This window comes from Stenotrophomonas sp. 17(2023) (assembly GCF_030345315.1).
In the GTDB taxonomy this organism is placed as follows: Bacteria; Pseudomonadota; Gammaproteobacteria; order Xanthomonadales; family Xanthomonadaceae; genus Stenotrophomonas; species Stenotrophomonas acidaminiphila.
In genome coordinates, this window is record NZ_CP128405.1 from 639,386 (window position 1) to 659,591 (window position 20,206).

General features: G+C 69.1%; 20 protein-coding genes. 14 read left to right on the top strand and 6 right to left on the bottom strand.

From position 1 onward, the window contains the following. Positions 1 to 41 precede the first annotated feature (41 nt). The gene (locus QQA12_RS02770; protein ID WP_056930901.1) at positions 42 to 641 is read right to left on the bottom strand and encodes a lipocalin family protein; all 600 of its coding nucleotides are present in this window, start codon (positions 639 to 641) and stop codon (positions 42 to 44) included. A 131-nt stretch (positions 642 to 772) separates the two neighbouring features. Here QQA12_RS02770 and QQA12_RS02775 point away from each other — a divergent pair, with 131 nt between their 5' ends. Next, on the top strand, positions 773 to 1,081 hold the full coding sequence (locus tag QQA12_RS02775; protein WP_054662827.1) for a hypothetical protein: 309 nt from the start codon (positions 773 to 775) through the stop codon (positions 1,079 to 1,081). 68 nt (positions 1,082 to 1,149) lie between these two features. Continuing rightward, complete coding sequence (locus QQA12_RS02780) at positions 1,150 to 3,249, top strand: prolyl oligopeptidase family serine peptidase (RefSeq protein ID WP_226050705.1); 2,100 nt, start codon at positions 1,150 to 1,152, stop codon at positions 3,247 to 3,249. 121 nt (positions 3,250 to 3,370) lie between these two features. On the opposite strand, the gene QQA12_RS02785 is transcribed toward QQA12_RS02780, so the two are convergent. After that, positions 3,371 to 4,564: a pyridoxal phosphate-dependent aminotransferase gene (locus tag QQA12_RS02785; RefSeq protein WP_226050750.1), complete on the bottom strand. Its 1,194-nt coding sequence runs from the start codon at positions 4,562 to 4,564 to the stop codon at positions 3,371 to 3,373. A gap of 108 nt (positions 4,565 to 4,672) precedes the next feature. Between QQA12_RS02785 and QQA12_RS02790 the strand changes: the two genes are divergently transcribed. The 7 genes from QQA12_RS02790 (at position 4,673) to QQA12_RS02820 (ending at position 10,458) form a co-directional block, all read left to right on the top strand. Then, positions 4,673 to 6,781: a S9 family peptidase gene (locus QQA12_RS02790; RefSeq protein WP_226050704.1), complete on the top strand. Its 2,109-nt coding sequence runs from the start codon at positions 4,673 to 4,675 to the stop codon at positions 6,779 to 6,781. A 14-nt stretch (positions 6,782 to 6,795) separates the two neighbouring features. Beyond that, positions 6,796 to 7,200: a YbaN family protein gene (locus QQA12_RS02795; RefSeq protein WP_226050703.1), complete on the top strand. Its 405-nt coding sequence runs from the start codon at positions 6,796 to 6,798 to the stop codon at positions 7,198 to 7,200. A gap of 55 nt (positions 7,201 to 7,255) precedes the next feature. Continuing rightward, positions 7,256 to 7,456, top strand: a complete 201-nt coding sequence (locus QQA12_RS02800) for a lipoprotein (protein ID WP_054662835.1) — start codon at positions 7,256 to 7,258, stop codon at positions 7,454 to 7,456. Next, positions 7,449 to 8,300 carry a diaminopimelate epimerase gene (gene dapF, locus QQA12_RS02805; RefSeq protein WP_054662838.1) on the top strand — a complete coding sequence of 284 codons (852 nt, stop codon included), beginning with the start codon at positions 7,449 to 7,451 and terminating at the stop codon, positions 8,298 to 8,300. The genes QQA12_RS02800 and dapF overlap by 8 nt, the downstream gene beginning before the upstream one ends. Next, complete coding sequence (locus QQA12_RS02810; protein WP_226050702.1) at positions 8,297 to 8,974, top strand: DUF484 family protein; 678 nt, start codon at positions 8,297 to 8,299, stop codon at positions 8,972 to 8,974. The genes dapF and QQA12_RS02810 overlap by 4 nt, the downstream gene beginning before the upstream one ends. A 13-nt stretch (positions 8,975 to 8,987) precedes the next feature. Continuing rightward, positions 8,988 to 9,878 carry a tyrosine recombinase XerC gene (xerC, locus tag QQA12_RS02815; protein ID WP_082394270.1) on the top strand — a complete coding sequence of 297 codons (891 nt, stop codon included), beginning with the start codon at positions 8,988 to 8,990 and terminating at the stop codon, positions 9,876 to 9,878. A gap of 103 nt (positions 9,879 to 9,981) precedes the next feature. After that, the gene (locus QQA12_RS02820; protein WP_226050701.1) at positions 9,982 to 10,458 is read left to right on the top strand and encodes a DUF1203 domain-containing protein; all 477 of its coding nucleotides are present in this window, start codon (positions 9,982 to 9,984) and stop codon (positions 10,456 to 10,458) included. Here QQA12_RS02820 and QQA12_RS02825 read toward each other — a convergent pair. Then, positions 10,451 to 10,924, bottom strand: a complete 474-nt coding sequence (locus QQA12_RS02825; protein WP_200909204.1) for a hypothetical protein — start codon at positions 10,922 to 10,924, stop codon at positions 10,451 to 10,453. The two genes, QQA12_RS02820 and QQA12_RS02825, sit on opposite strands and share 8 nt — an antisense overlap. Positions 10,925 to 11,041: 117 nt before the next feature. Here QQA12_RS02825 and hslV point away from each other — a divergent pair, with 117 nt between their 5' ends. Together hslV and hslU are read left to right on the top strand one after the other, a co-directional pair. After that, positions 11,042 to 11,593, top strand: coding sequence for an ATP-dependent protease subunit HslV (hslV, locus tag QQA12_RS02830; protein WP_054662847.1), 552 nt, complete (start codon positions 11,042 to 11,044; stop codon positions 11,591 to 11,593). Between the two features lie 129 nt (positions 11,594 to 11,722). After that, entirely contained in the window at positions 11,723 to 13,099 is a 1,377-nt protein-coding gene (gene hslU / locus QQA12_RS02835) for an ATP-dependent protease ATPase subunit HslU (RefSeq protein ID WP_054662850.1), read from the top strand. A gap of 64 nt (positions 13,100 to 13,163) precedes the next feature. Here hslU and QQA12_RS02840 read toward each other — a convergent pair whose 3' ends face one another. Next, on the bottom strand, positions 13,164 to 13,835 hold the full coding sequence (locus QQA12_RS02840) for a TetR family transcriptional regulator (protein ID WP_226050700.1): 672 nt from the start codon (positions 13,833 to 13,835) through the stop codon (positions 13,164 to 13,166). 172 nt (positions 13,836 to 14,007) lie between these two features. Between QQA12_RS02840 and QQA12_RS02845 the strand changes: the two genes are divergently transcribed. Next, positions 14,008 to 15,180: an efflux RND transporter periplasmic adaptor subunit gene (locus QQA12_RS02845; RefSeq protein ID WP_226050699.1), complete on the top strand. Its 1,173-nt coding sequence runs from the start codon at positions 14,008 to 14,010 to the stop codon at positions 15,178 to 15,180. Positions 15,181 to 15,192: 12 nt separating this feature from the next. Next, positions 15,193 to 18,339, top strand: a complete 3,147-nt coding sequence (gene smeE, locus QQA12_RS02850) for a multidrug efflux RND transporter permease subunit SmeE (RefSeq protein WP_054662856.1) — start codon at positions 15,193 to 15,195, stop codon at positions 18,337 to 18,339. Between the two features lie 94 nt (positions 18,340 to 18,433). On the opposite strand, the gene QQA12_RS02855 is transcribed toward smeE, so the two are convergent. Further along, positions 18,434 to 18,685, bottom strand: coding sequence for a hypothetical protein (locus QQA12_RS02855; RefSeq protein WP_054662860.1), 252 nt, complete (start codon positions 18,683 to 18,685; stop codon positions 18,434 to 18,436). Positions 18,686 to 18,814: 129 nt separating this feature from the next. Continuing rightward, the gene (locus QQA12_RS02860; RefSeq protein ID WP_054662863.1) at positions 18,815 to 19,267 is read right to left on the bottom strand and encodes a nucleoside deaminase; all 453 of its coding nucleotides are present in this window, start codon (positions 19,265 to 19,267) and stop codon (positions 18,815 to 18,817) included. Positions 19,268 to 19,359: 92 nt separating this feature from the next. On the opposite strand from QQA12_RS02860, the gene ubiE reads away from it, so the two are divergent. After that, positions 19,360 to 20,124 carry a bifunctional demethylmenaquinone methyltransferase/2-methoxy-6-polyprenyl-1,4-benzoquinol methylase UbiE gene (ubiE, locus tag QQA12_RS02865; protein ID WP_054662867.1) on the top strand — a complete coding sequence of 255 codons (765 nt, stop codon included), beginning with the start codon at positions 19,360 to 19,362 and terminating at the stop codon, positions 20,122 to 20,124. Positions 20,125 to 20,206: the final 82 nt, after the last annotated feature.

Here is a 20,206-nt window from a genome sequence, read left to right on the forward strand (position 1 = left end):
CCATTGACGCAGGTCAAACCCGCCGGCTTCGGCGGGGCCGCTCAGTCGCGGTTGGGGACCTCGAAGCCGAGCTTGCCGACCTGCGCCGGGTGCTGCGGCACGCGCTTGAGCTTGTCGGTGTTGACCTCGTAGCGGTCGCGCAGGCGCAATGCCAGCTGCCGGTACAGCGTGGCGTCCATGTCCGGCTCGCGCGCGAAGATCCACGCCATTTCGCGGCCCGGGTAGCCGATCAGCGCCCAGGAATAATCCGGCGCCACTTCCAGCACGCGGGTGTGGGTGGGCACCACCTTGTAGAACCAGGTGCGCCAGCGGCGGTTGCCGCTGTCCTCGTCCACGCGCGCGCGCAGGTCGAGCTCTTCTTCAGGCGCATTGAAGCCGTCGCGGAACTGGTAGCGGATCGACACCCGGTCGCCACCGCGCAGGGTGTAGGTGTTGACGCTGGCGACATGGCCGCGCTCGACGAAATTCGGCACCCGTCCGATCACGTACCAGCGCCCCATGAAGCGCTGCAGGTCGATCGGGCCTTCGGCGATGCCCTCGGCCTGGGGGGCGGCCGCGGTGGCGTCCTGTGCGAGGGCCGGCGCCAGCGGCAGGGTCAGGCTCAGCAACAAAGCGGACAGGAACGCGGGAATGGGTCGCATTGCGGAGTGGAGCGCCATGGTGGGTGACACAAGCATGTTCGATGGGCGGCGATGGATGCGTCAATGCCCGGTCGCAACCTCTGAGATGGATGCCCGGCAGCATGTGCCCCAACCCGTTACCGGAGCGTGTCATGACCGAGTCGTCCCGCCGCACTGCCGTCGAACATCCCGATCCGCGCGTGCTGCGCTGCGTCAGACAGGCCGCGCTTGCGGGGCTGGCCCTGGTACTGGTGTGGCCGGCCATGCGCGGCAGCAACGCCTGGATCGGCTGGCTGCCGTTGTGGCTGCTGGGCATGCCGTTGAGTGCGTGGTGGGCGCTGTACCGGTTCCGCCTGCCCGCGGCCTGGCGCAACCGGCGCCAGCATGCGGGCGGCCGGCAGCGGCCGCAGGCGCGGCGCCTGCGCCGGGCGCGTCGTGTCGGCGCGGTGCGGGCGGCCTGACCTTCGACAGGGGAACGCGGCAGGGCGGCTGTGCTAGCGTGCGCGGCTTATGACCGCATGGAGCCATCATGTCCCGACTCACTTCCGCCTGCCTCGCCGCGGGCCTGATTTCCGCCAGCCTGTCCGGAGCCGTCATGGCCGCCGATGAAGGCAAGGACACGTACGCCTGGCTGGAGGACGTCACCGGCGACAAGCCACTGGCATGGGTAAAGGAACAGAACGCCAAGGCCGAGGCACGGCTGGCGCAGAGCCCGCAGTTCAAGGAGATGGAGGCCGGCATCCGCGCGGTGCTGGATTCGGACGCCAAGATCCCCGGCGTCGAGAAGATCGGCGATTACTACTACAACTTCTGGAAGGACAAGCAGCACGAGCGCGGCGTCTGGCGCCGCACCACGCTGGTTGAGTACCGCAAGGCCGAACCGCTGTGGGAAACCGTGCTGGACCTGGACGCGCTGAACAAGGCCGAGGGCGAGAACTGGGTGTGGCATGGCGCCAACTGCCTGCGCCCGCAGTACACGCGCTGCCTGATCGCGCTGTCGCGCGGCGGTGCCGACGCCGACGTCACCCGCGAGTTCGACGTTGCCAGGAAGGAATGGATCAAGGACGGCTTCTTCCGTCCGGAGGCCAAGGGCGGGTTGGGCTGGATCGACCAGGACAACGTGTTCGTCTACACCGATTTCGGCGACGGCACGATGACCACTTCCGGCTATCCGCGCGTGGTCAAGCGCTGGAAGCGCGGCACGCCGATGTCGGCGGCCACCCCGGTGTACGAGGGTACGCCGCAGGACATGTACATCGCGGCGATGCATGACGACACCCCGGGCTTCGAGCGTGACTTCGTCAGCCGCACCATCGCCTTCTACAACAACGAGCTGTTCCTGATCGGTGCCGGCGGCGCGCTGACCAAGGTCGACGCGCCCAATTCGGCCGAGAAGGGCGTGCGCCGCGAGTGGCTGACGCTGGAACTGCGCGAGCCGTGGACCGTGGGTGGCAAGACCTACGCCGCCGGCTCGCTGCTGGCGACGAAGTTCGACGACTTCATGGCCGGCAAGCGCGAGTTCGACGTGCTGTTCGCACCGACCGACACCACCTCGCTGGCCGGCGCGGCATGGACCCGCAACCATGTCGTGCTCAACGTGCTCGATGACGTCAAGAACCGCCTGAAGGTGCTGACCCACGGCAAGGACGGCTGGACCAGCAGCGATTTCGTCGGCGCCCCGGCCTTCGGCACCATCGGGGTCGGCGCCGTCGATCCGGATGAAAGCGACGCGGTGTGGATGACCGTCACCGATTACCTGACCCCGACTACGCTGTCGCTGGCGCAGATCGGCCAGCAGCCGGAAGTGCTCAAGACCATGCCGGCGTTCTTCGACGCCAGCGGCAAGGTGATCGAACAGCACTTCGCCACCAGCAAGGACGGCACCCGCGTGCCGTACTTCGTGGTACACGGCAAGGACATGAAGCTGGACGGCTCCAACCCGACCCTGCTGTACGGCTACGGCGGTTTCGAGATCTCGCTGACCCCGTCCTATTCTGGTGGCATGGGCCGCGCATGGCTGGACAAGGGCGGCGTGTATGTCGTGGCCAACATCCGCGGCGGCGGCGAGTACGGCCCGCGTTGGCACCAGGCGGCGCTGAAGCAGAACCGTCACAAGGCCTATGAGGACATGGCGGCGGTGGCGCAGGACCTGGTCAGCCGCAGGATCACCAGCGCCAGGCACCTGGGCGTGCAGGGCGGCAGCAACGGCGGCCTGCTCACCGGCAACATGCTCACCCAGTATCCGGAGCTGTTTGGTGCGGTGGTGGTGCAGGTGCCGCTGCTGGACATGAAGCGTTACAGCCACCTGCTGGCCGGCGCCTCGTGGATGGCCGAGTACGGCAACCCGGACACCGCGGACTGGGAATTCATCAAGACCTTCTCGCCGTACCACCTGTTCGACCCGGCGAAGGACTACCCGCCGGTGCTGTTCACCACCTCCACCCGCGACGACCGCGTGCACCCGGGCCATGCCCGCAAGATGGCGGCCAGGATGATCGACGCCGGCAAGAACGTGACCTACTACGAGAACATCGAAGGTGGCCACGGCGGCGCGGCCAACAATGCGCAGGCCGCGCACATGTCGGCGCTGGCCTACAGCTTCCTGTGGGAGCAGCTGGGCGGGAAATGATCCGCTGCGGATGAACCGCTTCGTGCCTGGATGAAACGACGACGCCACCGCAACGGTGGCGTCGTCGTTTCCGGGGCTTCCACTGGCGGCGCGGCCTGCGCCCGTGGTGTGTGCGGCGCGGCTATGCCCCGCGCCAGCTTTCCAGCCCGCGCCGGATCCGCGTCACCGCTTCCTGCAGTCGCGCCACGTCCTGGGTATAGGCGATGCGCACGTGCTGGTGGGCGCGGTGGTGGCCGAAGTCCAGCCCCGGGGTGAACGCCACGTGCTCGGTCTCCAGGAAGTGCGCGCAGAACGCCTGTGCGTCGTCGGTGAGCCCACTGACGTCGCAGTACAGGTAGAACGCGCCCTGCGGCTCCACGTCGATGCGGAAGCCGAGGCTGCGCAGCGCCGGCAGCAGGTAGTCGCGGCGCTGGCGGAACTGTTCGCGGCGCTGCTCGAAGATGGCGATGGTTTCCGGCTCGAAGCAGGCCAGCGCCGCGTGCTGGGCCATCGACGGCGCGCTGATGTACAGGTTCTGCGCCAGCTTCTCGAGCTCGGGCACCGCCGCCGGTGGCGCGACCAGCCAGCCCAGGCGCCAGCCGGTCATGCCGAAATACTTGGAGAAGCTGTTCAGCACGAACGCATCGTCGTCCACCTGCAGCACGCTGGGGGCGTCGAAACCGTAGGTCAGGCCGTGGTAGATCTCGTCCACCACCAGGTGCCCGCCGCGCGCCTTCAGCGTGGCCGACAGTGCCGCCAGTTGCGCGGCATCGAGCGTGGTGCCGGTGGGATTGGCCGGCGAGGCGACCAGTGCGCCGACGCTGTCATCGTTCCAGTGCCGCTCGACCAGCGCCGGGGTCAGCTGGTAGCCGCTGTCCGGGCCGACCGGTACCAGCTGCGCGGCGCCCTCGACCAGGCGCAGGAAATGGCGGTTGCACGGATAGCCCGGGTCGGCCAGCAGCCAGTGCCGGCCCGGGTCGACCAGCAGGCTGGAGGCCAGCAGCAGCGCGCCCGATCCGCCCGGGGTCACCAGGATCCGTTCCGGGTCGATCTCCAGGCCGTAGCGGCCGCGGTAGAAGCCGGCGATGGCCTCGCGCAGCGCCGGCAGGCCGCGCGCGGCGGTGTAGCGGGTATGGCCGGCGGCGAGCGCGGCCTGGCCGGCGCGGATGATTGGTCCGGCGGTGGTGAAATCGGGTTCGCCGATCTCCAGGTGGATCACGTCGAAGCCGGCCTGCTCCAGCGCATTGGCGCGGGCCAGCAGGGACATGACGTGGAACGGGGCGATCTCGTGGCTGCGCCGGCTGTAGCCGGACGGGGTGGGGGCGGCGGTGTTCATCGCCGCCATCATAGGCCGCGGCGCGGCGCGCGGTGCCTGCGGCAAGGTCCATGGCACACTGTCGGCCATCGCCCGGGCGGCAACGTGCCCGTCCATGGAGCCCGTACCGTGAAACCCGCCCTCTGCCTGTTGGTCGCAAGCCTGATGATGAATACCGCCACCGCTTCCCCGCCCGTTCCACCCGATGCCGAAAAGCGCCCCCACCAGGTCAAGGCGCCGTTCGGCGCGGTGCGCGAGGACGCGTACTACTGGCTGCGCGACGATGAGCGCAAGGACCCGGCGATGCTGGCCTACCTCAACGCCGAGAATGCCTACACCGATGCGCTGATGGCGCCGCTCAAGCCGCTGCAGGACGCGCTCTACGCCGAGATCGTCGGCCGCATCAAGCAGGACGACGCCAGTGTGCCGTACCGCGAGCGCGGCTACTGGTATTACACCCGCTACGAGACCGGCAAGGACTACCCGGTCCACGCCCGCCGCAAGGGCGACATGCAGGCGCCGGAAGAGGTGCTGCTGGACCTGAACGCCATGGCCGAGGGCAAGGGCTACTTCGCCGTCGACGACATGGAAGTGAGCCAGGACAACCGCCTGCTGGCCTGGGCCGAGGATGACGTCGGCCGCCGCCAGTACGTGATCCGCTTCAAGGACCTCACCACCGGGCAGCTGCTGCCGGACGTGATCCAGGGGGTGTCGCCGAACGTGGTGTGGGCCGACGACAACCGTACCCTGTTCTACGTCGAGAACGACCCGGAAACGCTGCTCACGGTGCGGGTCAGGAAGCACGTGCTGGGCACCCCGGCCAGCAGCGACGCGCTGGTCTACGAGGAAGACGACGACAGCTTCTACATGGGCGTGGGCCGTACCCGCGACGACCGTTACATCACCATCGGTGTGGACAGCACCGTGTCCTCGGAGCTGCGCTACGCGCCGGCCAACGACCCGGCGGCCTTCACCGTGCTGGCGCCGCGGGCGCGCGACGTGGAATACGACGCCGACCATTTCGACGGCCGCTGGGTGATCCGTACCAATGCCGACGGCGCGAAGAACTTCAAGCTGGTCACCGCGCCGGACGGTGCCACCTCGCGCGCGCAGTGGCAGGACTGGGTGAAGCACGATCCGCAGGTGCTGGTGGAAGGCTTCGAGCTGTTCGACGGCTATACCGCCATCGCCGAACGCGCCGAGGCGCTGGAACGCGTGCGTCTGTTGTTCGCCGACGGCCGCAGCGAGCTGGTCAAGGCCGATGAGCCGGCGTATTCGATGGGCCTGTCGGTCAACGCCGAGCCGGACACCGACTGGCTGCGCTACAGCTACACCTCGCTGACCACGCCGGCCACCACCTACGAACTGAACGTGAAGACCGGCGAGCGGCGCCAGCTCAAGCAGCAGCCGGTGATCGGCTATGACCCGTCGCTGTACCAGACCGAGCGCGTCTGGGTGACCGCGCGCGACGGTGCCCGGGTACCGGTGTCGCTGGTCTACAGGAAGGGCTTCAGCAAGGACGGCAGCGCCGCGCTGTACCAGTACGCCTACGGCAGCTACGGCATGTCGATGGATCCGTATTTCAACCAGAGCGTGGTCAGCCTGCTGGACCGCGGCGTGGTCTATGCCATCGCCCATATCCGCGGCGGCGAGGAAATGGGCCGCCACTGGTACGAGGACGGCAAGCTGCTGCACAAGCAGAACACCTTCAACGATTTCGTCGACGTCACCCGCGCGCTGGTGGCGCAGGGCTACGCGGCGAAGGACCGGGTGGCCGCGTCCGGTGGCAGCGCCGGCGGCCTGCTGATGGGCGCGGTCGCCAACCAGGCGCCGGGCGACTACCGGGTGATGGTGGCGCAGGTGCCGTTCGTGGACGTGGTCACCACCATGCTCGACGCCAGCATCCCGCTGACCACCAACGAGTACGACGAGTGGGGCAACCCCGAGCAGAAGCCGTACTACGACTACATGCTCGGCTACTCGCCCTACGACAACGTGCGGGCGCAGGCCTACCCGGCGCTGTTCGTGGGCACCGGCCTGTGGGATTCGCAGGTGCAGTACTGGGAGCCGGCCAAGTGGGTGGCGCGCCTGCGCGACGTCAACACCGGCACCCATCCCATCGTGTTCCGCACCAACATGGAAGCCGGCCATGGCGGCAAGTCCGGCCGCTTCCAGCGCTACCACGAACTGGCCGAGTCCTACGCGTTCGTGCTGTCGCAGCTGGACGTGGCGCACTGACGGCAGCGGTGCCCGTGCCGGAGCCGCCCATACCGCCCGGACGACGCCCGGCGCGCCTGCGCTGGGCGTGGTGGCTGCTGGCCTATGCCAGCCTCGGGGTGGGCATCGTCGGCATCTTCGTGCCGGGGTTGCCGACCACGGTGTTCGTGCTGATCGCGGCCTGGGCCGCCTCGCATGGCTCCGACCGGCTGCACCGCTGGCTGCTGTCGCATCCGCGCTTCGGCAAGGCCATCGCCGACTGGCAGGCGCATGGCGCGGTCAGCCGCCGGGGCAAGTGGATGGCCACCCTCACCATGCTGGTGTGCGCGCTGGTCATGCTGTGGTGCGTCCCGCTGGCCTGGGTGAAGTGGTTTTCGATCGGCAGCATGGCCTGCGTCTGCACCTGGCTGTGGCTGCGCCCGCTGCCGCCACCGGGATGAGGCGGCGCGTGCGCTGGCGCGGCTGCATTTACCCGCGAGTGGATATACTCGGGCCATGAACAAGACGTCCCGCCTTCCGATGCTCGTTGCAGCCGCCTGTGCGCTGCTGGTCCTCACCGCCTGCGGCAACAAGGGGCCGCTGGTGATGCCGCAGAAGCCGGTGCCGGTGGAAGAGCAGGAAGTGAAACCCGCCACGCAACCCCAGGCCGACGGCCCCGCACAGGAAGCGAAGGCCGACGGCCACGACCATGAATAGGCCGGCCATGCCGCGCCTGCGTTTCACCAAGATGCATGGCGCCGGCAACGATTTCGTGGTGCTGGACCTGCGCGATGGCGCACCGCCGCCCGACGCCGGCCTTGCCGCGCGCCTGGCCGACCGCCACCGTGGCGTCGGCTGTGACCAGATCCTGACCATCGAACCGCCGCGTGCCGCCGGCTCGGTGGCCTCGTACCGGATCTGGAACTCCGATGGCTCCACCTCCCAGCAGTGCGGCAACGGCGCGCGCTGCGTGGGCGCCTGGCTGGTACGCGACGGCGCGGCGCAGGGGGATGAATTCCTGATCGACAGTCCGCTGCGCACGCATGTCGTGCGGCGCCTGGACGCCGGGCATTACGCGGTGGCGATGGGCCGACCCGAGTTCGAGCCGGCGCGGATTCCGCTGATCGGCTTCCCGCGCGCGCGCGAGGAATACGTGGTGCCGCTGCAGGGCGAGAACGTGCGCTTCGGCGCGGTGTCGATGGGCAACCCGCACGCGGTGCTGGAGGTGGGCCTGATCGACGCGGCACCGGTGGAGCGGATCGGTCCGCTGCTGCAGCAGCATGCGTCGTTCCCTGAGTCGGTGAACGTCGGTTTCGCCCAGGTGCTGGGCCCCGGCCACGTGCGCCTGCGGGTGTTCGAGCGCGGCGTCGGCGAGACCCTGGCCTGTGGCAGTGGCGCCTGCGCGGCGGCGGTGGTGCTGATGCAGCGCGGCCGGCTGGCGCGCGATGCGGTGATGTCGCTGCCAGGCGGCGACCTGCGCATCCAGTGGCCGGCCGACGATGCGCAGATCGTGATGTCCGGCCCGGCGGCCTTCGTATTCGATGGAGAGTGGATGGGATGAACGAGACCCTGGAGAAAATCGGCGCCCACGAAGTCGCGGCCTGGCTGCGGCGCCATCCGACCTTCCTCAAGCAGTTCCCCGACCTGGCATTGACGCTCGTGGTGCCGCGCGACGACGGCCCGACCGCGTCGCTGGCCAGCTACCAGCTGGAAGTGCTGCGCGACAAGAACCGCGAGCTGTCGCGGCGGCTGGTCGAGCTGGGCACCAATGCGCAGGTCAACGAGCGCCTGGCGGTCCGCACCCACCAGTTGACCCTGGCGCTGATGCGCCAGGGAACCGCCGCCGACACCCTGCGCGCGATGGCCGCGTCGCTGGAAGAAGACTTCGCCGGCGACCTGGTGCGCATCGTCAGCCTGCAGCCGGTGGCGGAACTGGAGCAGGCGCCGTGGCTGCAGGTCATCGCCGCCGGTGATGCGCGGCTGGCACCGTTCCACGACTGCCTGCAGGATGGCGAGCCGATCTGCGGCCGCCTGCAGCCGGAGAAGAACGACGTGCTGTATGGCGAGCGGGTCGGCGAGGTGATGTCCACCGCGCTGCTGCCGCTGCCGGGCGTCGGCATGATCGCCGTCGGCAGCCACGACTCCAACCGTTTCTATCCCGGCATGGGCACGCTGTTCCTGCGCATGATGGGCGAATCGCTGGTGGTGGCGCTGCAGCGCTTCCGCGCCGGCTGAGGTGGCCGCGGCGATGGACGCCGTCGAAGCCTTCCTGTCCTACCTGCAGGTCGAGCGGCGCATGTCCGCGCACACGCTCGATGCGTATCGGCGCGATCTGGCGGCGCTGGCGCAGTGGTGCGATGCGCAGGGGGCCGGCGAGCCGCAGGCGCTGGCAACCGACCAGCTGCGCGCATTCATCGCCGCCGGGCACCGCCGCGGCCTGTCGCCGCGCAGCCTGCAGCGGCGACTGTCGGCGATCCGCAGCTTCTACGCCTGGCTGCTCAAGCGCGGGACGATCGGCAGCAGCCCGGCGGCCGGGCTGCGCGCGCCCAAGGCGCCGCGCAAGCTGCCACAGGTGCTCGATGCCGACGAGGCGGTGCGCCTGGTCGAGCTGCCCACCGACGCGCCGCTGGGCCTGCGCGACCGCGCGCTGCTGGAGCTGTTCTATTCCTCGGGCCTGCGCCTGAGCGAGCTGTGCGCGCTGCGCTGGCGCGATATCGACCTGGCCAGCGCGATGGTGCTGGTGCACGGCAAGGGCAACCGCGAGCGCACCGTGCCGGTCGGCTCGCACGCGATGGCGGCACTGCTGGCGTGGCGCAAGGACAGTGGCGGGGCCAACGACGGCCCGGTGTTCCCCGGCCGCGGCGGCGGTGCGATCAGCCAGCGCGCGGTGCAGATCCGGATCAAGCAGCTGGCGCAGCGCCAGGGGCTGTTCAAGCACGTGCATCCGCACATGCTGCGGCACAGCTTCGCCAGCCACATCCTGGAGTCGTCCGGCGACCTGCGGGGCGTGCAGGAACTGCTTGGCCACGCCGACATCGCCACCACCCAGATCTACACCCACCTGGATTTCCAGCACCTGGCCAAGGTCTACGACGCGGCGCATCCGCGCGCCAAGCGGCGCAGCTCACCGTCGGACTGAGCGGCGGGGCCGCGCACGGACGCAATGCCGGGTCTGGATATGGCCGGCCGGCGCGCCATCGCGGCGGCATCCTGCGTGCCTGTCCCGCTTCCCGTTGACCGCCATGGCCGCCTTCGTGCTTTCCGGCATCGATCCCGCATCGCTGCAGCCCCTGTTCGATCTCGATGACGCCGGGCTGGCGGCGCGCTATGCCGTGCGCCGCATCGCCGACAGCGCGCGCGGCTTCCCCTGTCGCGTCAGCCTGCGTGACGCCGCGGTCGGCGAGGAACTGCTTCTGGTGCCGTACTGGCACCAGCCCGCGGCTTCGCCGTACCGCGCCTGCGGGCCGGTGTTCATCCGCCGCGGCGCGATGCCGGCGCGGTTGGCGGCCAACGAGGTGCCACCGTATGTCGCGCAACGGCTGGTGTCGGTGCGCGCCTACGACCACGCCGACTGCCTGGTGGCCGCCGAGGTGATGGAGGGCGTGCAGGTGGGGGCGTGGCTGGGCAGCCAGCTGGACGACCCGGGCATCGCGTATGCGCACCTGCACAGCGCCCGCCATGGCTGCTACCTGTGCCATGCCGGGCGCGCGCTCAGGTGAGATAGAACATCGCCTTGGCCAGCAGCACGATGCCGAGCATGTGGCAGAACACGCTGAGGTGGATGCGCCGGAAGCGGCGCGTGATGCGCTCGCCGTGGCCGCGCGTGGCCATCGCCACGGCGAAATGGCCGAGCACGCTCAGCGCCAGCGCGATCTTCAGCGTGAGCATCAGCGCGAAGCTGCTGGCCAGCGGCTGCGCCAGCGCCACGCGGTAATGCCAGGCCATGCCCAGGCCGCTGGCGTACAGCACCGCCAGTACCCAGGGCATCACCCGGCGCGCGCGGCGGGCGATGGCCGCCTCGATGCGCTGCCGGGTCGCCGCCGACACCCGGGACAGGGCGCTGCCGAGGATCAGCACCTCGAAGAACACCGCGCCGACGAACATCAATGCGGCGAACAGGTGGGCGATGAGCAGCAGCGGGTAGGGGATCACGGTGTTCCTCGGGTGGCCGGGCCACGTCGCCATGATCGTCCCGCCGCCGCGGGCGCTGCTTGACCTGAATCAAGCAGTGGCTGCCCGGGCGCGGATGCTTGAACCGCCCGCTGCTGCCCCCATTGTTGCCGGGACACCCCGGAGGCTCCAATGGATCCCAGCCAGAACCCGAATGTTTTCCATGCCACCACCATCTGCTGCGTGCGCCGCGGCGAGCACGTGGCGATCGCCGGCGATGGCCAGGTCACGCTGGGCCACACGGTGATGAAAGGCAATGCGCGCAAGGTGCGCCGGCTCGGCCGCGACGGCCAGGTGCTGGCCGGCTTCGCCGGTGCCGCCGCCGATGCCTTCACCCTGTTCGAGCTGTTCGAAGCCAAGCTGGAAAAGCACGGCCAGCTGACCCGTGCGGCGGTGGAACTGGCCAAGGACTGGCGCACCGAGCGCCGTCTGGGCAAGCTCGAGGCGCTGCTGGCCGTGGCCGACAGGGAAACCTCGCTGATCATCAGCGGTACCGGCGACGTGATCGAACCGGAAGACGGCATCATCGCCATCGGCTCCGGCGGCTCCTACGCCCTGAGCGCGGCGCGCGCGCTGCTGGCGCATACCCAGATGGACGCGCGCGCGGTGGCCACCGAGGCGATCAGCATCGCCGGCGGCATCTGCATCTATACCAATACCAACGTGGTGGTCGAAGAACTCTGAGGCACGTGCCGCATGCACCCGTGAAGCCGGTGGGGCCGATGCGCGGCATCCCCGCTCTCATCGGTTCCCGCGTTCCGTGCAGCCCGCGACTCCCGCCACCCCCGGCGCCATCGTTTCCCAGGTAAAGCCATGAACCACAAGATCGAAGTGTCCTCCGCCACCATGACCCCGCGCGAGATCGTGCAGGAGCTTGACCGCCACATCGTCGGCCAGCACGACGCCAAGCGCGCGGTCGCCATCGCCCTGCGCAACCGCTGGCGCCGCATGCAGCTGCCGGCCGAGCTGCGCAACGAGGTGATGCCCAAGAACATCCTGATGATCGGCCCCACCGGCGTCGGCAAGACCGAGATCGCCCGGCGCCTGGCCACGCTGGCCAATGCGCCGTTCGTGAAGGTCGAGGCCACGCGCTTCACCGAGGTCGGCTACGTCGGCAAGGACGTTGAGCAGATCATCCGCGACCTGGCCGACACGGCGGTCAAGCTGTACCGCGAGCAGGCCAAGGTGCGGGTGCGCACCCAGGCCGAGGAAAAGGCCGAGGACCGCATCCTCGACGCGCTGCTGCCGCGCCGCAGCGTCGGCATCGGCTTCGATCCGGAGGCCGCGCGCAACGAGCCGTCGGCATCCGACAGCGAGACCCGCATCAAGTTCCGGCGCATGCTGCGCAACGGCGAGCTGGACGAGCGCGAGATCGAACTGGAGATGTCCGCCAGCGTCAGCATGGACATCATGACCCCGCCGGGCATGGAGGAAATGGGCCAGCAGCTGCGTTCGATGTTCGCCAACCTCGGCAACGCCAAGTCGAACAAGCGCACCCTGACCATCAAGGCCGCGCGCCCGCTGCTGGTGGAAGAGGAGGCCGGCAAGCTGGTCAACGAGGACGATATCCGCAGCGCGGCCATCGAGGCCTGCGAGCAGCACGGCATCGTGTTCATCGACGAGATCGACAAGGTCGCCAAGCGCGGTGATTCGAACGCGTCCGGTGGCGACGTCTCGCGCGAAGGCGTGCAGCGCGACCTGCTACCGCTGGTGGAAGGCTCCAACGTGTCCACCAAGTACGGCACGGTCAAGACCGACCACATCCTGTTCATCGCCTCCGGCGCGTTCCACCTGGCCAAGCCCAGCGACCTGATCCCGGAACTGCAGGGCCGTTTCCCGATCCGCGTGGAGCTGGGTGCGCTGAGCAAGAACGACTTCGTGCGCATCCTCACCGAGCCGAAGGCGGCGCTGACCAAGCAGTACGAGGCGCTGCTGGCCACCGAGGGCGTCAAGGTGAGCTTCACCGGCGACGCCATCGAGCGCCTGGCCGAGATCGCCTTCCAGGTCAACGAGCGCCAGGAGAACATCGGTGCCCGTCGCCTGCACACGGTGCTGGAACGGCTGCTGGACACGCTCAGCTACGAGGCGCCGGACCGCGACGGCGAGACCCTCGCCATCGACACCGCTTACGTCGACAGGCATCTGGGCGAACTGGTGCAGGACCCGGACCTGAGCCGCTACATCCTGTAATCAGGCCGCAATTGCGACAACGGCGCCCGAGGGCGCCGTTGTCGTTGGTGCCGGTGGCGCGGGATCAGGCGTCCCAGCCGGCGCTGTCGGCCTGGGCCGGGAACACGCCCGGCTGGAACACCCCGTCGCGGACGTAGGCCTGCAGCACCACGTCCATCACCATCAGCCCGTCGCGTTCCAGGTCGTACTGCTCCGGCTGCGCCATGGCGTTGTACAGCGCGCCGGTCAGGCTGATGTGCAGCATGCGGCTGGCGGCGGCGGGATCGACGCCCGGGCGCAGTTGCCCCAGTTCGCGCGCGCGTTCCAGGGTGCGGGTGACCATGTCCAGCTCCTCCTGCGAGTTCTGGCGCTGCATCGCCTGGACGCTCAGGCTTTCGCTGGACTGCTCGCTGCGCAGCAGGATCTCCATGAGGCTGCGCTGGCGCGGGTCGCCGACCAGCTCGGCGAGCGAGACGCGGATGACCTCGCGCAGGTCCAGGATCGGGGTCTGCCGCTGCGGCGCGTAGGTGCGCTGCAGGCGCTGCACGAACGGCATGCGGTCGCGCTCGATCATCGCCTCCAGCACTTCGGTCTTGTTCTTGAAGTGCCAGTACACCGCGCCGCGGGTATAGCCGGCGCGGGTGGCGATCATCGCCAGCGTGGTACCGACCACCCCATGTTCGTGGAAACAGGCGATCGCCGCGTCGAGGATGCCCTCGCGGGTCGCCTGCGCGTCCTCTTTGCTCTTACGCGCCATCGCACTGCCGTTGCTCACAGCTGACATGAAACATGTCTGAATTCTACCAATTTACAAACAGACGTGCATGTATGTATTCTTCCGCGCTCTTTTCCCGTCGTCCGATCACGGCCGCGTGCGCAGGTTCGTCCCGGTCGGGTGGCTTCCTTACCTACTGCCGAGTCTCCCCGCCATGAATCGATCGATTCTCCGTCCCGCCCTCCTGTCGCTGCTGGTTGCCGCCGCACTGGCCGCCTGTGGCGGGCAGCCGCCGCAGCAGGGCGGTGGTCCCGGCCAGGTCACCGTCGTCACCCTGAAGGCCGGGCCGCTCACCCTGACCCGTGAACTGGCCGGCCGTGCCACCGGCTACCAGGTCGCCGAGGTGCGCCCGCAGGTCAGCGGCATCGTCGCCAGGCGCCTGTTCACCGAAGGCAGCGTGGTCAAGCAGGGCCAGCCGCTGTACCAGCTCGACGACGCCGCCTACCGCGCCCAGGCCAACAGCGCCCGCGCCCAGCTGGCACGGGCCGAGGCCAGCGCCAACGCCGCGCGCCTGGCCGCGCGCCGCAGCAGCGAACTGGTCAAGAGCAGGGTCATCAGCGTGCAGGACGACGAGAACGCGCAGGCCGCCTGGAAGCAGGCCGAGGCCGACGTCGGCGCCGCCCGCGCCGCGCTGGACGCGGCCAACGTGACCCTGGGCTATGCCCGCATCACCGCGCCGATCAGCGGCCAGATCGGCAAGTCCAGCGTCACCCAGGGCGCGCTGGTCAGCGCCGGCCAGGCCGAAGCGCTGGCCACGATCAACCAGCTGGACCCGATCTACATCGACGTCAGCCAGTCCTCGGCCGAGCTGCTGCAGCTGCGCCGCGAGCTGGCTGCCGGGCGCCTGCAGGGCGCTTCCGAGCTGCCGGTGGACATCGTGCTCGAAGACGGCAGCACCTACGCGCACAAGGGCACGCTGGAGTTCTCCGAGGTCAGCGTCGACCCCAGCACCGGCAGCTATGGCCTGCGCGTGCGGGTGGACAACCCCGACCAGGTGCTGATGCCGGGCATGTTCGTGCGCGCGGTGCTGGGCAGCGGCGTGCGCCAGGACGCGCTGCTGGTGCCGATGCAGGGCATTGCCCGCGATCCCCGCGGCAACACCAGCGCGATGGTGGTCGACGCCGAGGGCAAGGTCGCGCAGCGCGCGGTCACCGTCAGCCGCGCCATCGGCGATGCGTGGCTGGTCGAGGACGGCCTGAAGGCCGGCGACAAGGTCATCGTCGAGGGCCTGCAGAAGATCGCCCCGGGCATGCCGGTGCAGGCCACCGAGAAGGGCGCCGCGCCCGCCAAGCCCGCCGCGCCGTCCGCGCCGGCCGCCAAGCAGTAAGCGGAGACGCATATGGCTCGCTTCTTCATCGACCGGCCCATCTTCGCGTGGGTCATCGCCATCATCATCATGCTCGCCGGCGCGCTGGCGATGCTCAAGCTGCCGATTTCGATGTACCCGGAGGTCGCACCGCCGGCGGTATCGATCTCGGCCAACTACCCGGGTGCCTCGGCCAAGGTGGTCGAGGACTCGGTGACGCAGATCATCGAGCAGAACATGAAGGGCCTGGACGGGTTGATCTACTTCTCGTCCAACAGCTCTTCCAACGGCCAGGCGAGCATCACCCTGACCTTCGAGAGCGGCACCAACCCGGACATCGCCCAGGTGCAGGTGCAGAACAAGCTGCAGCTGGCCATGCCGCTGCTGCCGCAGGAGGTGCAGCGCCAGGGCATCAACGTCGCCAAGTCCAGCTCGGGCTTCCTCAACGTCATCGGCTTCGTGTCCGAGGACGGCAGCATGGACGAGCACGACATCTCCGACTACGTCGGTTCCAACGTGATCGACCCGCTCAGCCGCGTGCCGGGCGTGGGCTCGATCCAGGTGTTCGGCGGCAAGTACGCCATGCGCATCTGGCTGGATCCGAACAAGCTGCAGACCTACCGGGTCTCGGTGGACGAGGTGACCGCGGCGGTGCGCGCGCAGAACGCGCAGGTGGCCGTGGGCCAGCTGGGCGGTGCGCCGGCGGTGAAGGGCCAGCAGCTCAACGCCACCATCAACGCGCAGGACCGGCTGCAGACCCCGCAGCAGTTCCGCGACATCGTGCTGCGCACCGAGGCCGATGGCTCGACGCTGAAGCTGGGCGACGTGGCGCGCGTGGAGCTGGGCGCGGAAACCTATGACTTCGTCACCCGGTACAACGGCAAGCCGGCCTCGGGCCTGGCCGTCACCCTGGCCACCGGCGCCAACGCGCTGGCCACCGCCGAGGGCGTGCGCAAGACCCTGGACGAGCTGGCGGCCAACTACCCGCACGGGCTCAAGGCGGTGATCCCGTACGACACCACGCCGTTCGTGAAGGTGTCGATCAAGGGCGTGGTCAAGACCCTGCTCGAGGCGATCGTGCTGGTGTTCCTGGTGATGTACCTGTTCCTGCAGAACTTCCGCGCCACGCTGATCCCGACGATCGCGGTGCCGGTGGTGCTGCTGGGTACCTTCGGCGTGCTGGCCGCGCTGGGCTTCTCGATCAACATGCTGACCATGTTCGCCATGGTGCTGGCGATCGGCCTGCTGGTGGACGACGCCATCGTGGTGGTGGAGAACGTCGAGCGCATCATGTCCGAGGAAGGGCTGTCGCCGCTGGAGGCCACGCGCAAGTCGATGGGCCAGATCACCGGCGCACTGGTCGGCATCGGCCTGGTGCTGTCGGCGGTGTTCGTGCCGATGGCGTTCATGAGCGGCTCCACCGGCGTGATCTACCGCCAGTTCTCGGCGACCATCGTCTCGGCGATGGCGCTGTCGGTGCTGGTGGCGATCGTGCTGACCCCGGCGCTGTGCGCGACCATGCTCAAGCCGTTGAAGAAGGGCGAGCACCACGTCGCCCACCGCGGCCTGGCCGGGCGCTTCTTCAATGGCTTCAACAACGGCTTCGACCGCACCAGCAGCACCTACCAGCGCGGCGTGCGCGGCATCCTGGCGCGGCCTTGGCGCTTCATGGCGGTGTTCGCGGCGCTGGCGGTGGCCATGGGCGTGCTGTTCATGCGCCTGCCCAGCTCGTTCCTGCCCAACGAGGACCAGGGCATCCTGATGGCGCTGGTGCAGGCCCCGGTGGGCGCCACCCAGGAGCGCACCCTGGAGTCGATCTACAAGCTGGAGGACCACTTCCTGCAGAACGAGAAGGACGCCGTGGAATCGGTGTTCTCGGTGCAGGGCTTCAGCTTCTCCGGCATGGGCCAGAACTCGGGCATGGCCTTCGTCAAGCTCAAGGACTGGCACGAGCGCACCCCCGACCAGGGCGTGGGCCCGATCACCGGGCGCGCGATGGCCGCGCTGGGGCAGATCAAGGACGCGTTCATCTTCGCCTTCCCGCCGCCGGCGATGCCGGAGCTGGGCACCGCCTCGGGCTACACCTTCTTCCTGAAGGACAACACCGGGCAGGGCCACGATGCGCTGGTCAACGCGCGCAACCAGCTGCTGGGCATGGCCGGCAACAGCGACAAGCTGGCCAATGTCCGTCCCAACGGCCTGGACGATACCCCGCAGCTGCGGCTGGACATCGACGTGGCCAAGGCCGGCGCGCACGGGCTGTCGCTGGATGCGATCAACAGCACCCTGGCCACCGCATGGGGCTCGAGCTACGTCGATGACTTCATCGACCGCGGCCGGGTCAAGCGCGTGTACATGCAGGCCGACGACGGGTTCCGCATGAACCCGGAGGACTTCAACCTGTGGACGGTGAAGAACAGCGCCGGGCAGATGGTGCCGTTCTCGGCCTTCGCCAGCCAGCGCTGGGACTACGGTTCGCCGCGCCTGGAGCGCTACAACGGCGTTTCGGCGCTGGAGATCCAGGGCGAGGCGGCGCCGGGCGTGGCCTCGGGCGACGCCATGGCCGAGGTGGAGAAGCTGGCCAGCCAGTTGCCGCCGGGGTTCAGCATCGAATGGACCGCGGTGTCCTACCAGGAGCGCGAGGCCGGTTCGCAGACGCCGCTGCTGTACACCCTGTCGCTGCTGATCGTGTTCCTGTGCCTGGCCGCGCTGTACGAAAGCTGGAGCGTGCCGACCGCGGTGCTGCTGGTGGCGCCGCTGGGCATCCTCGGCGCGGTGCTGGCCAACACCTTCCGCGGCATGGAACGCGACGTCTACTTCCAGGTGGCGATGCTGACCACAGTGGGCCTGACCTCGAAGAACGCGATCCTGATCGTCGAGTTCGCCAAGGAGCACCTGGAGAAGGGCGCGGGCGTGATCGAGGCGACGATGCATGCGGTACGCGACCGCCTGCGCCCGATCGTGATGACCTCGCTGGCGTTCGGCCTGGGCGTGCTGCCGCTGGCCATCGCCTCGGGCGCCGGTTCCGGTGCGCAGCGCGCCATCGGCACCGGCGTGCTGGGCGGCATGATCGCCGGCACGGTGCTCGGCCTGTTCTTCATCCCGCTGTTCTTCGTGGTGGTGCAGCGCCTGTTCAATCGCCGCCGTCTGGCCGCGAACGGGGAACCGCCGCAGGCGTGACCCCTGTGCCGCGGGGGCCGGCGTGGCGCCGGCCGCCCCGCCGGCATGGCGACGCCGGGGCATGCCCCGGCGTCGTCGTCATGCGCCCTGGCGGTCAGCCCGGGCGGACCGCCGCATCCACCAGCTGCGCCTCTTCCACCGCACCCAGGCGCTGGGCGAAGGCGGCCATGCGGTTGCACAGTTCGGCGCGGTGTTCGGGGAAGGCCTCGGCCAGCTCGTTCTGGATCTGCTGGTAGGCGTCCCAAAAGGCGGCGGAGCGGCGATGGCGGGCGTAGTGGGCGCGCAGGCGTTCTCCGGCCTGGCGCAGCGAGTCCCGATGGCGTCCGTGTACGGGCGAAAATTGCATCGCGTCACCTTGATGGCAGTGCCCCCTGCACGACCGAGCATAGCCGGTGCCGATGACACCGGGGTGGCGGCGCGATGGCGGAATCGCGCGGATGTGGAGCGCGTCACATCCGGTGGCGGCGCGCCGGGCCTATTCGCCGATGTCCTCGTTCCAGACTTCCGGATTGCCGGCGATGAAGCCGCGCATCATCTCGATGCAGCCGGCATCGTTCAGGTCGATGACCCTGACCCCGTTCTCGCGCAGCCAGTCGATGCCGCCGGCGAAGGTGACCGATTCGCCGACCACGACGGTGCCGATGTTGAACTGGCGCACCAGCCCGGAGCAGTACCAGCACGGGGCCAGGGTGGTGACCATGATGGTGTCGCGGTAGCCGCGCTGGCGGCCGGCCTTGCGGAAGGCGTCGGTTTCGCCGTGGATGGAGGGGTCGCCCTCCTGCACCCGGCGGTTGTGGCCGCAGCCGAGCAGGCGGCCGTCGTTGTGGTACAGCGCCGCGCCGATCGGGATGCCGCCCTCGGCCAGGCCCTGGCGGGCCTCGGCGATGGCGGTGTCGAGCAGGGCGCGGTAGTCGGGCGTGGCGATCATGGGGGCGGGCATCCGTCGGGTGGCCGGCCATGATAACGGCCCGTTCCCGGGCCCCGGCACGCCGCCGCCGCGGGAGTGCGATAATCGGGCGCATGAGCGAATCCCCCTACAAGAGCGGCACCACCCACTTCGGCTTCCGCGACGTGCCGGCCAAGGACAAGCAGAAGCTTGTCGGCCAGGTGTTCACGTCGGTGGCCGACAACTACGACCTGATGAACGACCTGATGAGCCTGGGCATCCATCGGTTGTGGAAGCGTTACTTCGTGGCCACCGCCCAGGTGAAGCCGGGCGACCGCGTGCTCGACCTGGCCGGCGGCACCGGCGACATCGCCGTGCTGCTCAAGGAGCGGCTGGGCGCCGAAGGCAGCGTGGTGCTGGGCGACATCAACGCCGGCATGCTGTCGGTGGGCCGCGACCGCCTGACCAACCGCGGCCACGTGTCCGGCTTCGAGTGGGTGCAGCTCAACGCCGAGGCGCTGCCGTTCCCGGACCAGAGCTTCGACCTGGTGACCATTTCCTTCGGCCTGCGCAACGTCACCGACAAGGACGCCGCGCTGCGCGAGATGTACCGCGTGCTAAAGGTCGGCGGCCAGGCCCGCGTGCTGGAGTTCTCCGAGGTCACCGCCGACTGGTTCAAGCCGATCTACGACTTCCATTCGTTCAAGGTGCTGCCGCGGCTCGGCAAGCTGTTCGCGCGCGGCGACGGCGACAGCTACCAGTACCTGGCCGAGAGCATCCGCAAGCATCCGCCGCAGGAAGAGCTCAAGGCGATGATGGCCGAGGCCGGCTTCGCCCGCTGCCATTACAAGAACCTCAGCGGCGGCATCGTCGCCATCCACTCCGGCTACAAGATCTAGGCATGGGGGAGGGGCCGGGTACCGGGGACGGGCGCTGCCCGGGTCCGCGTTCCCGCCTTCTTCCGCGCCTCGCCTGCTGCAC